Genomic DNA, 14,037 nt, shown 5'->3' on the forward strand with positions numbered 1-14,037 from the left:
CGGTGCCGGAGCACCGCGACGCACCCACCGGGCGTTCAGGACTTCTTGTCGAAGATCTCCGTGGCCCAGGCGTCGCGGCTGGTCAGCCAGGGCTGGGCCTCGCGGTAGCTCGCCCGGAGCTGCGGCCAGCGCTTCTGCACCTCGCGGTGCAGCTCGAAGGACTCCCGGACCATCTTCTTGAACAGCTCCGGGTCGCGGCGGCGGAAGGTGACGCCGCGGCCGTCCGGGGTGGACACGGTGGCCGAGTCGAGGTGCGACAGCACGAACCACTGCGCCTTCTTCCACGGCACGTTCCGCTGCGGGACCTTGGCGTGCTCGGGGTTCGGCGCCTTCAGGTTCCGCGCGATCCCCTTCACCAGGCCGAGCCCGGCCTTGACGCGACCGACCGGCGGCTCGGGGAAGAGCTGGGCACCCAGGGCGTCGAGGGTCGAGAGCGGGACCTCGGTGGCCGAGTCGAGCGGGCGGCCGTCGTCGTACTCGGCGCGCTCGGCGCGGATCTCCCCGAGGACCACCGGGAGCTTCGGGAACAGCGCCTCGGGGCCGGCCAGGAAGTCCGTGAGTCCCTTGATCTGCAGCGCGACGGCCGAGTACTCCATGAGCATCAGGTGCCGCAGCGTGCGCTTGAAGCTCTCCTGCAGCATCGCCTTGGGCGAGTCCGGGCCGTGCAGCGCCGCGGCGACGAACCGGTTGCGGTAGTGGAAGTACGCCTGCCAGTCCGAGCTGTCGTCCTTCTCGATGAAGCTCATGTGCCAGATCGCGATGCCCGGCACGGTCGCCGTGCGGTAGCCGCGGCCCCGGGCGCGCAGGCCGTACTCGGCGTCGTCCCACTTGATGAACAGCGGCAGCGGCAGGCCCAGATCCTCCGCGACGGAGCGCGGGATCAGGCACATCCACCAGGCGTTGTAGTCGACGTCCACGCGGCGGTGCAGCCACGGCGTCTGTCGCAGGGTCTGGTCCGCCAGGTCGTGGTGCGGCTCGGTCTCCGGCGCGCTGCGCCACATGAACTGGTTGCGGTCGACGACCTCACCCATCGTCGACAGCTGCGAGCGCGACTGCAGCGACAGCATCTGCCCGCCGACGAGCATCGGCTCGCGGGAGAACCGGGAGAACGCGATGGCCCGCAGGATGGAGTCCGGCTCGAGCAGGATGTCGTCGTCCATGTAGAGGATCTGCTCGCAGTCGGTGCTGCCGAGCGCCTCGTACATGACCCGCGCGTAGCCGCCGGAGCCGCCGAGGTTGGGCTGGTCGATGATCCGCAGGCGGTCCCCGAGGACCGCCGCGGCCTGCTCGTACCCGGCCTGGTCCCGGACCTTCCTCGTGCCCTGGTCCGGCAGGATCACGGCGGTGACGGACGCGAGGACCGCCGGGTCCTCACCGATCGCGGTGAGGGTGGCGACGCAGTCCGCGGGACGGTTGAACGTCGGCATGCCGATCGTGACGGCGGCCCGGCCGCGGGGCTGAACGCCGTCCGGGGCGTGCCAGCCGCCACCGTGGAGCACCAGCTCCTCGTCGACCGTGGTGAGGTCGAACCAGTACCAGCCGCCGTCCTCGAAGGGACGCAGGTCGAGCGGCATGTCGACCTCGTGGCGACCGCCGCCGAACAGCTCCCCGCCGACATAGATGTGCGAGCCGTCGGCCTTGGATCGGTAGACGTCGACCCGGCCGGCGCCCTCCAGCGACAGCTTCAGCCGGATGTCCGTGAGCGCCGACCAGTGCCGCCAGTAGCCCGCCGCGAAACCGTTGAAGTAGGCGCCGAAGGAGACCTCGCTCTGCGCGGGCAGCACGGCGGTCGTCCGCGACGTCACGCGCAGGGAGCGCCCGGTGCTCGCCGAGACCGTGAGGGTCATCGGCTTCTCCTGCGTCCCGGGCACCGGCGTGGTGGGCGCCAGGGTGGTCCCCGCCCGCTCGTCGACGTACAGGGCGCGCACGGCCAGCGGGTCCGCCGGCCGGGGCAGGATCACCCGCTGCAGCAGGGTGTCCCGCGCGGGCTCCCGGGGGTCGTCCTTGCGCAGCTTCTCGGCCGTGGGGGCGGTGGTCATCGTGGGCGTGGCCTCAGTTCCGGCGGGTCGGGGCGGGTGACGGGGCGGTCAGTCCTCGGCGACGGTGCCGGAGAGCGGGGTGCCGTCCGCGAAGTGCGGGGTGATGCGGTTGTCGAACATGGTCAGCGCCGACCCGATCGCCATGTGCATGTCAAGGTACTTGTAGGTGCCGAGGCGGCCGCCGAACAGCACGTTGCGGTTCGCGGTCTCCTTGCGCGCCAGCTCGCGGTAGCGCTCCAGCTTCACCCGGTCGTCCGGCGTCCCCACCGGGTAGTACGGCTCGTCACCGGACTCGGCGAAGCGGCTGTACTCGCGGACGATGACCGTCTTGTCCTTCGGGTAGTCCCGCTCCGGGTGGAAGTGCCGGAACTCGTGGATCCGGGTGTAGGGCACGTCCTGGTCGTTGTAGTTCATGACGCTGGTGCCCTGGAAGTCGCCCGTGTCTCGCTTGACCTCGATCTCGAAGTCCAGCGTGCGCCAGGACAGCTCGCCCTCGCTGTAGTCGAAGTAGCGGTCGAGCGGGCCCGTGTAGACCGTCGGCAGGTCACCGAGGGAGTCCCGCACGTCGAAGTAGTCCGTGTCGAGGCGGACGGTGATGTTCGGGTGCGCCGCCATCTTCTCGAGCCACGCGGTGTACCCGTCGACCGGCAGGCCCTCGTAGGTGTCGTTGAAGTAGCGGTTGTCGAAGGTGTAGCGCACGGGCAGCCTGCTGATGATCGACGCGCCCAGCTTGGTCGGGTCGGTCTGCCACTGCTTGGCGGTGTACCCCTTCACGAACGCCTCGTAGAGCGGGCGCCCGATCAGCGAGATCGCCTTCTCCTCGAGGTTCTCCGCGTCGGCGGTGTCGAACTCGCTCGACTGCTCCGCGATCAGGGCGCGGGCCTCGTCCGGCGAGTGCGACTTGCCGAAGAAGCTGTTGATCAGCGCCAGGTTCATCGGGAAGGCGTAGACCTGCTCGCCGACGCGGGCGAACACCCGGTGCTGGTAGTTCGTGAACTCGGTGAAACGGTTGCAGTACTCCCACACGCGCTTGTTGGAGGTGTGGAAGAGGTGCGCGCCGTACTTGTGGATCTCGATGCCCGTCTCGGGCTCCGGCTCGGAGTAGGCGTTGCCACCGATGTGACCGCGACGGTCCAGGACGAGCACCTTCTTGCCCAGCTCGGCAGCGGCGCGTTCGGCGATCGTCAGCCCGAAGAAGCCCGAGCCGACCACGACGAGATCGAACGCGGAGGCAGAGCTCGCGGAGCCGACCATGGGCTGAGAGTCAGTCACGGACACCGAGGGTAGCGGCGCCTTCCGACACGGCCCCCTCGGGTGGCCCACCTGCTCGGAGAGCGGGGCACACGGCTGGCAGACTGCCCGTCGAGCGCCCCAGGGCGCCCACCGCGCGAACGACCCGGTCCACGTGTGCCCCACCCGAGGGCCCGCAGGCTCCGGGTCGGATGGGGATCGAATCGGATGACCTGGCTGACCGCAAGCTTCGTCGCACTCGCGGCGATCGCCTGGGTGGTGATCCCCGGTGCCCTCGCCACCTACGGCCTGGGGCTGCGGGGAGTCACCGCCTGGGGGGTCGCGCCGGTCGTGTCGGTCGCGACGATGTCGGTCGCCGCCATTCTGGGCGGAGCGCTGCACATCGCCTGGTCGCCGGTCTTCGCCGCCGTCGCGGCGGCCGTGGTGGCCGCGGCCGCGACGGGGATCGGGATCCTGGTCCGGCGCCTGCGCGGTGGCGCACCCCGCGACGGCGACGGCCGCCTCCCCCTCGCCGCCGGCGCCCTCGGCATGCTCGGCGCGATGGCGCTCGGCGCGCTCACCGTGCAGAACGGAATGGGGACCCCCGACGCGTTGTCCCAGACCTACGACGCGGTCTTCCACTACAGCGCGACGGCGCGGATCATCGAGAACGGCAACGCCTCGTCGCTGCTCCTCGGCACGGTGACGAGCCCGGGAGCGGGATCGGCGTTCTACCCGGCGGCGTGGCACGACTTCGCGTCGCTGATCGCGCTCAGCACCGGTGCGTCCGTCCCGCTGGCCAGCAACATGGCGGCGTTCACGGTGGCGTCCGTGGTCTGGCCGCTCGGCTGTCTCGTCCTCGTCCGGCAGCTCACCGGCCCGTCGGCGGTCGCCTCGCTCGTCACCCCGATCGTGGGCATCGCCTTCGGAGCGTTCCCCTGGACCCTGCTGGCGTTCGGCGTCCTGTGGCCCAACCTGCTCGGTTTCGCCCTGATGCCGGCCGTCCTCGCCGCCCTCCTGGCCGTGTGCGGACGCCCGGTGGGGGACGACTCGTCGATCCCCCGGGCCACCGCCGTGGTGCTCCTCGGCACCGGGGCCGTGGCGCTCGGGCTCGCTCACCCCAACGCGATCTTCAGCCTCGCGGCGATCGGCGCGGCGCCCGTCCTGTGGGGCCTGCTCAGCTGGGCGATCCGGAAGTTCCGCGCCCGGCAGATCGCCGCGCCGGCCGTGACGCTGGTGCTGCTGGCGGCGGCCCTTGCCGGCCTGGCCGTCTTCCTGGTGAAGTCGCCGCTGTTCGACAACGTCCGGTCCTTCAGCTGGCCCGCCTACCAGAACCCCGCTCAGGCCACGGGCGAGGTGCTCACCAACGCGACGAACGGGAAGGACGCGGCCTGGGCGATCTCGCTCGTGGTGGTCCTCGGTGCCTTCGCGGTCGTCCGGCGCCCCGGGCTGCGGTGGCTCATCCCCGCGCACCTGGTGTCGGCAGGTCTGTTCGTCTTCGCGTCGTCGCTCAAGACGCCGCTCGCCGCCCTGCTCACCGGCTTCTGGTACAACGACTCGTACCGGCTGGCGGCGATGATCCCGGTGACCGGCGTCTGCCTGGCCGTCGTCGGGCTCGTCGCCCTCGGGAGCCAGCTGGCGGGCGGCGCCGCCGACCGGCCCGGGCTCGCCGGGACCCGGCGCCCGGCACTGTTCACGGTGGCCGCGACCGCCGTCCTCGTCCTCGCATCGAGCTTCCTCTACGTCCGCGAGCACTCGGCCGTCATCGCGGCGAGCTACACGAACGGGCCCCTGGTCGACACCGAGGAACGGGCCTTCTACCTGCGGGCGGCCTCCTCGGTCCCGGCCGACGCCGTCGTCGCCCAGAACCCGTGGAGCGGCAGCGCGCTGTTCGAGGCGCTGACCGGGAAGCAGGTCCTCTTCCCCCACCTCGCCGGGGCGTGGACCCCCGACCAGCAGCTCCTGGCGGCCCGGTTCCGGGACGCGGCCGCGGATCCCGAGGTGTGTCGCGTCGCGGAGCGCCTGCGGGTGGACTTCATCCTCGTCGGCAAGCCCGACTTCTGGCAGGGCGACGCACGGGCCAACGACTTCCCGGGCCTGACGGCGCCGGCGCCCGGATCGGGATTCGACCTCGTGGCCGCGGACGGCGACGGGAACAGCCTCTACCGCCTGACCGGGTGCGCGGCCGGCTGACCGGACCGGGCGCCGTCAGCGCCCGACGATGTGCCGGACGAGCACGGAGGCTCCGTCCCGGTTGCGGAGGGCGCCGGGCATCCGGGTCAGGGCGTTGATCCTCGACGAGGTGTGGCGGCGCGCGGCCCGGGCGGCCCGCGGCCAGCCGCGGTCGTCCAGCCGGGCGGCCGTCTCGACGAAGAAGCGGCGCTCCTCGGCGAACCGGCGGCCGTCCGCCGCGTGGGCCGACGAGACCGAGCCGCTGTGGCGCCGGTAGTGGAAGCACGTCGTGGGATCGACGAGCAGGGACTCCCCGTCGAGGACGAGATCGAGGACCAGCGCCAGGTCCTGGACCACCGAGAAGCCCTCGCGGAAGCCGGTGCGCTTCAGCGCGTCCGCCCTCCAGCACAGCGACGGGAAGTAGAGCCAGTTGCCGCGGACGAGGCTCAGCGCGAGCTCCTCGCCCCGCAGGACGACCTGCTCCGAGACCCGTGGCGCGTAGACCCAGCGCTTCGCGAGGTCGACCATCCCCCGGGAGGGCTGCCCGTGCTCGTCGATCACCTCGACGCCGGGCTGCACGATCGCGACGTCGGGCCGGCGGGCGTAGGCCTCCCGGACGCACCGGACGTACCCGGGCAGCATCAGGTCGTCCGAACCGATGATCACGGCCAGCTCGTTCTCGACGAGCGTCACGCAGCGCTGGAAGTTCCGGTTGATGCCGAGGTTCCGCTCGTTGCGCAGGTAGACCACGCGCGGATCGTCGAGCGCGGCGCACCAGGCGGCCAGCGCCTCCTCGGCGCGGTCGCCGTTGTCGTCGACGATCGTGAGCCGCCAGCCGGGATCCGACTGGGCCAGGACGCTCGCGACGGCCTCCTGCAGCAGGTCCATCCGCCCGTAGTGAGGCAGGAGGATGTCGACCGTGGTCACAGGGCGTGCTCGTCCGACCGGATCGGGGCGCGGTCCACGTCACCGCTCGCCACGCTGACGACCGGTGTCCGGCGGAGGCCCCGCTCCGCGTTGATCAGCTCCGCCTCGCGGATCGCGACCGAGCGGGCGAGCTCGGTGTAGCGCCGGTCGACCACGCGGAAGCGCTGGTACATGCTGAACATCCCGGCGATGAACGCGATCACCAGCCCGTACAGCACCAGGTCCGTGCCGCGGCCCACCCCCACCAGGTGGGCGAGCGCGGTGAGATCGTCCGGCCGCAGGACGGCGTAGACGTTGGCCACCGCGAAGATCACCAGGGCGATCCGCTTGCTCGCCTGGACGTAGACGGCGTTGCCGCTGCGCACGAAGACGAACAGCACGATCAGCACCGCGAGGAGCAGAAGGATCTGGATGAGAATCACGGGTCAGCCTCCCCGCTGCCGGACGGACAGGTCGAAGAGAATGTTGACGCCGTTGAGGAGCGACTGGCCCTTGCTCCGCGAGTACTCCGTGTAGCGGATCGAGACGGGGATCTCCCGGACCCGCCATCGCGAGCGTCCGAGGTAGGAGACGATCTCCGAGGCGTGCGCCATGCCGTTCATCGTGATCCGGAGGTCCTCGACCACGGGCCGGGTGAACACGCGCAGCCCGTTGTGCGCGTCCGTCAGCTTGAGCTTGCGCCCGGCCGGGCTGAGGAGCACCGCGGTCCGCAGGATGAGCCGCTTGAGGAACGGCACGCCGTCCGCGTGCTCCGCGAACCGCGTCCCGAGGACGAGGTCGACGGCACCGGAGCGGGCCACGTCGAGCATCGCCGACGCGTCCTCCACCCGGTGCTGGCCGTCCGCGTCGAACGTCACGAAGTACTCGGCCCCGGACTGCACCCGCGCGTACGACAGGCCGGTCTGCAGCGCGGCTCCCTGGCCGAGGTTCACCGGATGCCGCACGAGGTGGGCCCCGGTGCGGAGGACGGCGGCGACGGAGCCGTCACCGCTCCCGTCGTCGACGCAGACGACGTTGGGGAAGGTCTCGAGCAGCTGGTCGATGACCCCTTCGAGCACCTGCTCCTCGTTGAAGACCGGGATCACCACCCAGACGTCCTCGTTCAGGAGTGTGGTGGTCACGTGCTCTCCATCGGTCCGAGTGCTCCCGGTGGGGTCAGGCTCGCTGGGTCCGAGCTCGGTCAAACTACTCGCCCCCGGTCGCGGTCGAGGTGGCCGGCTCGCCCGACACGCCGGTCCGGAGGGCGGAGACCACCCCGACGGCCAGCAGCACGAGGACGACCAGGGGGCCCGCCAGCTGCGCGATCACCGCGGCGGTGATCGGGTCACCGGGAACGGCGAGCAGCAGCAGGAAGACGACCGTGCCGGCCGCCCACGCGCCGGTCACCCACCGCTGGCGGTTCAGCGCGATCAGCGTGGGCTGCACCACGAGGGCCACCATCATCACCAGCGTCGCGGCGCCGAGGAGGCCGAGGATCCCCGCGGACGGGCGCGCCGCGGTGTTGAAGAGCACCTGGGCGGCCCAGGGCCCGACCAGCATGCAGGCGAGGGCACCGAGCACACCGAGCACCGCGACGAGGGCCACCGCCTGCCGGAGCCGGCGCACGAGCTCGGCGTGGCGGCCGAGGGTCGCGGCCCGGGTGACGTGCGGAAGCAGGACGGCCTGGACGGGCGCGAAGAGGAAGAGGGGGATGCGGGCCAGCACGAACGTGGTGCCGAACACCCCGGCGCGCACGAGATCCTCCGGCAGCCGGTAGCTCACGACGACCGGTCCGACGTTCGCGAGCAGCTGGCTCAGCGCGATGGCCCCGAGCAGGTAGGCGAACGACCGTCCGATCCGCTCGGTCGGCGCCTCCGAGCTCCCGTCGCGGCGCAGACCGAGCACCGGGACGACGACCAGCGCGGCCACGGCGGACCCGATCGCGAAGGCCAGGCCGTAGGCGGTCGGGGACGCGACGGCGAACACCATCAGCAGCAGGCACGGGAGCAACCGGACGGCGCCCTCGACGTAGAGGGTGCGGGCGTAGACCTTGAAGCGCTGCTGCCCGCCGAGCAGGCCGCGGATCCAGTAGACGGCGCCGGAGCCGGCGACAGCGACCAGGAGCGCCGCGAGCAGGCCGACCTGGTCGTCGAGCACCCGGGCCAGGACCAGCGGCCACGCGGCCAGCACGACGACGGCCAGGGCCACGAACGACCACGACGCGAGGACCGCGGTCCTGCGGGCGATCGGCGCCACCGGCTCGCCCCGCGCGATCGCGGCGCTCACCGCGCGGCTCGTGGCCTGCTCCAGCGCCGCGAAGATGCCCGGTCCGGCGATGTTGATCAGCAGGTAGAGCGAGATCAGCGCGCTCAGCGAGCCGGCCTGGGACGGCGCGTGCAGCACGTGGCCGACCACGGCGACGAACACGTACCCCGCGGCGCCCAGAACGGCGAGACCGGCACCCAGATGGGCCGCAGTCCCGAGTCGCCCCGCCGTGGTCACGTGTCCACGGTAGTGCGGGCGATATCGACCACTTTCGTCAGACCCTCGCCAGCGTCACGAACTCGTTGTACGGGAAGATCCGCCCGGCCGCGCGGGGGAACGGGAACGAGTACTGACGGACCACCCGCAGGGCGGCCTGCTCGCAGAGCGACGCCACCTCCGGGAACCCGCAGAACCGGACGTGCGTGGCGTCGGTCGCGTAGCCACGCTCCTGCGGGGTGATCAGCACGACCTTCCCGCCGGGCCGGACCATCGGGAGGTAGGTCTTCAGCAGGCCGATCGCGTCGCTCTCGGGCAGGTGCTCCACCACGTGCGCGGCGAGCAGCGAGTCGAAGCTCCCCGGCTGCGACACGGGGCCGGCGAAGAACTCGTCGGCCGTGTAGGCCTCGAACCCGCGCTCGCGGGCGATCGCCACCGACGCCTCGTTGTGGTCGACGCCGACGCCGTTCCCACCGAGGTGCGCGAGATTGCGGCCGAGCCCGCAGCCGACGTCGAGCGTCCGGCCCAGGTCGAGGCGCCGGATGTTCCGGCGGTACGGGGCCTGCACGTCGAGCAGCTGCTTCCACTTCGCCTGCTCGAGGGTCCGGAGCCGGTCGGCATAACCGGGGACGTCGGTGCGGGGGCGCTCCTCGGGTGCTGTCACGGAGCCGAGTGTGTCCGGCGGGGCGCCCGGTTCGCAAAGAGACAGGTCGGAGGATCCGTCACCGAGCGATCAGCGGTCGCCTCGGGAGGGTCTGCCGGTCGGAATGCGGGTCACCGGCCGGGTCGGCCACGCAGCTCGTCGGCGGCTCCGGAGGCCACGGCGCGGCCAATCGGCGCCCTGGGAAGCCCTCGTCACCGCAGTCGACGGTGACGGGCGGTCACGAGGGCCCCCGGGTCAGTTGCTGTAGTGGGACGCGTCCCCCTGCCGGACGATGCTGCGGGCACCGTCGATCGAGACCGGGACGTCCCCGGCGAGGGTGATCCGGCGCAGCCGGCGGCGGTGGTCGTCGTAGTCGGCGACCGCGTAGTGCTGGGTCGCGCGGTTGTCGAAGAGCGCGAAGTCGCCCTCGCTCCAGTTCCAGCGGACCGTGTTCTCCAGCCGGGTCACCCGGTCCTGCAGCAGGTGGAACAGGGTCTGCGACTCCTTGGCGTCGAGCCCCACGAACTGGCGGACGAAGTGCCCGAGTACCAGGGCGCGCTCCCCCGTCTCCGGGTGCACGCGGACGACCGGGTGCTCGGTCTCGTAGGTGGTCGAGCGGAACTCGGCGCGGTAGGCGGCGACCTTGTCGCCGTCCTCGCCGGCGACGGGGGCCGCCTTCTGCGCGGCGGCGTAGTCGAACTGGTTGGTGTGCACCGCCCAGAGCTGGTCGACGAGGTTCTTCAGCGGCACCGGCAGCGCCTCGTACGCGGCGACGGTGTTGGCCCAGACCGTGGTCCCGCCGTAGGGCGGCAGGGTCAGGGTGCGCAGCGAGCTGATCGCGGGGATCCGGTCGACGAAGGTGACGTCGGTGTGCCAGCTGTTCGCCTTCCCGCGCTCGGAGTCGACGGGGAGGATGTGGGTCGCCTCGCCGCGCACGGTCGGGTGGGCGGCCGTCGGCTCGCCGAACAGCCGGACGAACGCGAGGTGGGAGTCGTCGTCGAGGTGCTGCTGACCACTGAAGATCAGCACCTTGTGCTTCAGCATCGCGGCCCGGATCTGCTCGACGGTCCCGGCGGACAGGTCGCCGCCGAGCCGGACTCCGTCGATGCGGGCGCCGATGTGTCCGGCGACACGGGTGACCGTCACGGTGCCGGTCTCGGTCCGGGTGGGCAGGTCGGCCTGCAGCGTCATCGAGAGTCTCCTCGGTGGGGTGGATGCCGCTCCGTTGATGGCGGCGGTTCCCGACCGTAGGAACGATTCCTGCTGCGCCACAACGATTCTGCTCAGCCGGATCGCAACATCGGGCGGGCGAGGATGCCGGGGCCCGAGCCGGGAGTCAATGTGATCCGAGGCGGTGATTCTTGGCGTCCCTGACCCCGCGGGGCCGGTGTTAGCGTCGCCGTCATGACTGACGGCCGCCTGCTCACCGGGTTCCGGCCCGGCGTGCGCCGCGGCCTGTGTGTGGCGATGCGCCGGCAGCTCGGCCTGCGGATGCGCCGCCACGTCGACTTCTGCCGGACCTCCGCCGCGCTCTGTCGGGCCTGACGCCGCTCCGCGCCAGCCCGACCGCCTTCCCACCACCGTCGCCGCACCGACCCTCCTGGGGCCGGGCGTATCCGGGTGGGCAGCCCACGAGGACCGATCTTGTCCCGAGCCGTGCCCCGATCCGAGCGGACCGCCAGGTCCCGCCCGAGCTCCCACCGTCGCGCCGCCGTCATCCGTGCCGGTGCGCCGCAGCCGGTCGGGGGTGCGGGCGCACCCGCGGCGGCGGCCGTGCTCGCGGGCGTGCGCAGGATCGGCGCCCCGTTCCGCGACGAGGTGGTCGCCGACACCGGCCTGTCGCACGCCACCGTCAACCGCCAGGTGGTGGCGCTGATCGAGGCCGGGCTGCTGCGCGAGCGCCCGGACCTGGTCCGCCCGGGCACGGTGGGCAGGCCGCGCGTCCCGGTCGAGATCGACCAGGACCGCTTCGGGGTCCTCGGCCTGCACGTGGGCCTGCAGCGCACCACGCTCTCCGTGGGGGACCTGCGCGGGACCGTGCTCGCCGCCGTCGACGTCCCGACGCCGAGCGGCGACGACCCGTGCCACACGCTGGGCATCCTGTCCGAGAAGCTGCGCCGCTTCGGGGACCGCTTCGGAGAACGCCTCGTCCTGCAGGTCGGGCTGGTCATCGGCGGCCAGCTGTCCGGGGACCGGGACCTGCTGGGCCACCGCCGCCTCGGCTGGGACACCGCCCCGATCGCGGAGATCGTGGACCGGGTCGTGCTCTCCGACGTGATCATGGTGCCGCAGATCGAGGCGATGGCGGGCGCGGAGTCGCTGCTGTCCCCGCACGTCGACGAGGGCACCACCCTGCACGTCTACGCCCGTGAGGCGGTCGGCGCCGTGCTGACCGTCGACGGGCACGTCCACGCCCCCAGCGCCGGCCCCGGCACCATCAGCCACCTGCCGGTCGGCGGCACGACGAGCTGCCCCTGCGGGCGCATCGGCTGCCTGGAGGCCTCCGTCGGGGACTCTGCCGTGGCCGGCGCCGCGCACCGGGCGGGCCTGGTCGACGCCCCGCAGATCGAGCGGGTGATCGCCGCCGCCGCCGGGGGGAGCCGGGCCGCGCACGCCCTGCTGGTCGAGCGGGCCCACCTGCTGGGCCGGGGCGTCGCCCTGGTCCGTGACGTGCTCAACCCGGACCGCGTCGTGCTGGCCGGGCAGGCCTTCACCGCCTACCGGCCCGGCCTCGCGCACGTGTCCGAGAGCTTCTCCGGCAGTACCGCGCTGCCGCCGATGAGCCTGCAGGTCAGCTCGTTCGGCCCCGCGCTGCAGGCCGTCGCCGCGTGCACGGCCGCGCTCCGCCCGATCTACGCCGATCCACTCGCAGTGCTCCGCAAGGTCGCGGCGCGCGATCGTCCCGAACCCGTCCCGCACCGAAAGGCCACTCCCCGATGATCCGCCCCGCCGCACGACCACTCACGGCCACGTCCCTCGACCGGCGCACCTTCGTGCGGGGGCTGGGCCTGGGCGGCCTCGTCGCCGGCCTCGCCGTGACCGGTCTCGCCGGCTGCGCGTCGGCGGTCGGTGAGCAGCGCGCGGCCGCGGCCGGGGGCGCGCCCGTCCGGGGCGGCACGCTGTCGGTGGCCGGGCGCTCGGACCTGGTGCCCGGCAACTTCTTCACCAACTCCAACGAGGGCGTCACCACGATCATCGGGCTGGTCTACGACTCGCTGATCCGGTACCCGAACGACCGGGTCGAACCGCAGCCGCGGCTGGCCACGGCGTGGCGGCTCGCCCCGGACGGCCTGTCCCTGACCCTCGACCTGCGCGACGACGTGACGTTCCACGGCACGGGCGGTGCGGTCGGGCGCCCGTTCACCTCGAAGGACGTCGAGTTCTCGCTGCGCACCTACGCCGACCCGAGGTGGGCCGGGCAGATCCGCAGCACCGCGGCCGCGATCACCGGCTACGACACCAGCGACCCCCACCGGATCGTGCTCACCTTCGCCCACCCGCTGTCGAACATCTTCGACCTGCTCGACACCGTGCCGATCGTCGACTCCGGCTCGCTCGACGCGCTGGGTCGCGGCGAGGCGTTCGTGGGCACCGGGCCGTTCCGGTTCGAGTCCTGGACGCCGAACTCCAGGCTCACCTTCGTCCGCAACGAGCACTACCGGGAACCGGACCGGCCCTACCTGGACCGGGTGCAGTTCACCATCGTCACGGACTCCCAGGCCGCCGTCGCGGGGCTCCGGTCCGGCCAGTACGACCTGGTCAGCGGGCTGCCGTACCGCGACTCCCAGACCCTCGGCTCGACCGCGGGCTTCCACGCGATCTCCCTGCAGGGTGCGGAGCTGCAGAGCTACGTCGGCACGAACGTCACCGCGCCCGGGCTGTCCGATCGCCGCGTGCGCCAGGCCATCGCCTACGCGATCGACCGGCAGCGGATCGTCGACGAGGTGCTGCGCGGGTCCGGCTACCCCGTCAACCTGCCGTGGCCGAAGTACTCCCCGGCCTGGGACGAGCGGAAGAACGCGACCTTCGGCCGGGACCTGGCGAAGGCGAAGGCGCTCGTCGCCGAGGTCGGCGCGGTGCCGGTGATCCCCTTCAACTTCCAGGCCGACGACGCGGCGCACGCCGCGATCGCGCAGATCGTGCAGGCCGAGCTCGCCGAGGCCGGGATCACGGTGACCCTGGCCCCGCTCGAGGCGGCGCAGTTCGTCAAGCAGCTGATCGGCGCGCAGTTCCCGGGGATCTGGACGACCTACCACAGCTGGGCGCAGTACACCCCGGCCAACCTCACGGTCAGCGCGTACCCCTTCAACGCACAGAAGAACGCGTCGAACTACGTCTCGCCCGCCTACCAGCAGGCGGCGAGCGCGGCGTGGCAGCTGCCGGGCGCCGACGCGCCCGGGGCGCGGGCGGCCTACGACGCGCTCAACGACCAGCTGCTCGACGGCCTGTTCCTGATCGAGATCGGCGTCGGCGTCCGGCAGCTGGCGGCGGCCGACCGGGCCCAGGGCATCGGGTGGACCAAGCGCGGGGAGATCGACCTCACCAGCGCCTACCGGGCGGTGTAGA

At 72.3% G+C, this 14,037-nt stretch carries 12 protein-coding genes; 4 read left to right on the forward strand and 8 right to left on the reverse strand.

Translation table 11 applies throughout. The annotated features are described in order from the left end of the window. Positions 1 to 35: 35 nt before the first annotated feature. Positions 36 to 2,039 carry a glycosyltransferase gene (locus tag ABD324_RS30860; protein ID WP_344425150.1) on the reverse strand — a complete coding sequence of 668 codons (2,004 nt, stop codon included), beginning with the start codon at positions 2,037 to 2,039 and terminating at the stop codon, positions 36 to 38. 48 nt (positions 2,040 to 2,087) lie between these two features. Beyond that, a complete protein-coding gene (gene glf / locus ABD324_RS30865) occupies positions 2,088 to 3,293 on the reverse strand; it encodes a UDP-galactopyranose mutase (RefSeq protein ID WP_344425515.1) in 1,206 nt (401 codons plus the stop codon). A 204-nt stretch (positions 3,294 to 3,497) separates the two neighbouring features. Here glf and ABD324_RS30870 point away from each other — a divergent pair, with 204 nt between their 5' ends. Continuing rightward, on the forward strand, positions 3,498 to 5,462 hold the full coding sequence (locus tag ABD324_RS30870) for a DUF6541 family protein (protein WP_344425153.1): 1,965 nt from the start codon (positions 3,498 to 3,500) through the stop codon (positions 5,460 to 5,462). A 15-nt stretch (positions 5,463 to 5,477) separates the two neighbouring features. On the opposite strand, the gene ABD324_RS30875 is transcribed toward ABD324_RS30870, so the two are convergent. The 6 genes from ABD324_RS30875 to ABD324_RS30900 all read right to left on the reverse strand — a co-directional run bounded on the left by ABD324_RS30875 (position 5,478) and on the right by ABD324_RS30900 (position 10,662). After that, on the reverse strand, positions 5,478 to 6,368 hold the full coding sequence (locus tag ABD324_RS30875; RefSeq protein WP_344425155.1) for a glycosyltransferase family 2 protein: 891 nt from the start codon (positions 6,366 to 6,368) through the stop codon (positions 5,478 to 5,480). Then, on the reverse strand, positions 6,365 to 6,790 hold the full coding sequence (locus tag ABD324_RS30880; RefSeq protein WP_344425158.1) for a DUF2304 domain-containing protein: 426 nt from the start codon (positions 6,788 to 6,790) through the stop codon (positions 6,365 to 6,367). Before ABD324_RS30880 ends, ABD324_RS30875 begins: the two co-directional genes overlap by 4 nt. 3 nt (positions 6,791 to 6,793) lie before the next feature. Beyond that, the gene (locus ABD324_RS30885) at positions 6,794 to 7,489 is read right to left on the reverse strand and encodes a glycosyltransferase family 2 protein (protein WP_344425161.1); all 696 of its coding nucleotides are present in this window, start codon (positions 7,487 to 7,489) and stop codon (positions 6,794 to 6,796) included. Between the two features lie 64 nt (positions 7,490 to 7,553). After that, entirely contained in the window at positions 7,554 to 8,849 is a 1,296-nt protein-coding gene (locus tag ABD324_RS30890; RefSeq protein ID WP_344425164.1) for a lipopolysaccharide biosynthesis protein, read from the reverse strand. Between the two features lie 37 nt (positions 8,850 to 8,886). Then, the gene (locus ABD324_RS30895; protein ID WP_344425167.1) at positions 8,887 to 9,492 is read right to left on the reverse strand and encodes a class I SAM-dependent methyltransferase; all 606 of its coding nucleotides are present in this window, start codon (positions 9,490 to 9,492) and stop codon (positions 8,887 to 8,889) included. Between the two features lie 234 nt (positions 9,493 to 9,726). Then, a complete protein-coding gene (locus tag ABD324_RS30900; protein WP_344425170.1) occupies positions 9,727 to 10,662 on the reverse strand; it encodes a TauD/TfdA dioxygenase family protein in 936 nt (311 codons plus the stop codon). Positions 10,663 to 10,875: 213 nt separating this feature from the next. Between ABD324_RS30900 and ABD324_RS30905 the strand changes: the two genes are divergently transcribed. The 3 genes from ABD324_RS30905 (at position 10,876) to ABD324_RS30915 (ending at position 14,036) form a co-directional block, all read left to right on the forward strand. Beyond that, the gene (locus tag ABD324_RS30905; protein ID WP_344425173.1) at positions 10,876 to 11,016 is read left to right on the forward strand and encodes a hypothetical protein; all 141 of its coding nucleotides are present in this window, start codon (positions 10,876 to 10,878) and stop codon (positions 11,014 to 11,016) included. A gap of 99 nt (positions 11,017 to 11,115) precedes the next feature. Beyond that, positions 11,116 to 12,411 carry an ROK family transcriptional regulator gene (locus ABD324_RS30910; RefSeq protein WP_344425176.1) on the forward strand — a complete coding sequence of 432 codons (1,296 nt, stop codon included), beginning with the start codon at positions 11,116 to 11,118 and terminating at the stop codon, positions 12,409 to 12,411. Next, positions 12,408 to 14,036, forward strand: a complete 1,629-nt coding sequence (locus ABD324_RS30915) for an ABC transporter substrate-binding protein (RefSeq protein WP_344425179.1) — start codon at positions 12,408 to 12,410, stop codon at positions 14,034 to 14,036. The genes ABD324_RS30910 and ABD324_RS30915 overlap by 4 nt, the downstream gene beginning before the upstream one ends. Position 14,037 lies beyond the last annotated feature (1 nt).

The sequence above is a fragment of the Pseudonocardia ailaonensis genome, assembly GCF_039531635.1.
In the GTDB taxonomy this organism is placed as follows: Bacteria; Actinomycetota; Actinomycetes; order Mycobacteriales; family Pseudonocardiaceae; genus Pseudonocardia; species Pseudonocardia ailaonensis.

Bases quoted from the DNA above. Each gene is read 5' to 3' on its own strand.
- ABD324_RS30860 (WP_344425150.1), bottom strand. From the start codon at position 2,039: ATGACCACCGCCCCCACGGCCGAGAAGCTGCGCAAGGACGACCCCCGG.
- glf (WP_344425515.1), bottom strand. From the start codon at position 3,293: ATGGTCGGCTCCGCGAGCTCTGCCTCCGCGTTCGATCTCGTCGTGGTC.
- ABD324_RS30870 (WP_344425153.1), top strand. From the start codon at position 3,498: ATGACCTGGCTGACCGCAAGCTTCGTCGCACTCGCGGCGATCGCCTGG.
- ABD324_RS30900 (WP_344425170.1), bottom strand. From the start codon at position 10,662: ATGACGCTGCAGGCCGACCTGCCCACCCGGACCGAGACCGGCACCGTG.
- ABD324_RS30905 (WP_344425173.1), top strand. From the start codon at position 10,876: ATGACTGACGGCCGCCTGCTCACCGGGTTCCGGCCCGGCGTGCGCCGC.
- ABD324_RS30915 (WP_344425179.1), top strand. From the start codon at position 12,408: ATGATCCGCCCCGCCGCACGACCACTCACGGCCACGTCCCTCGACCGG.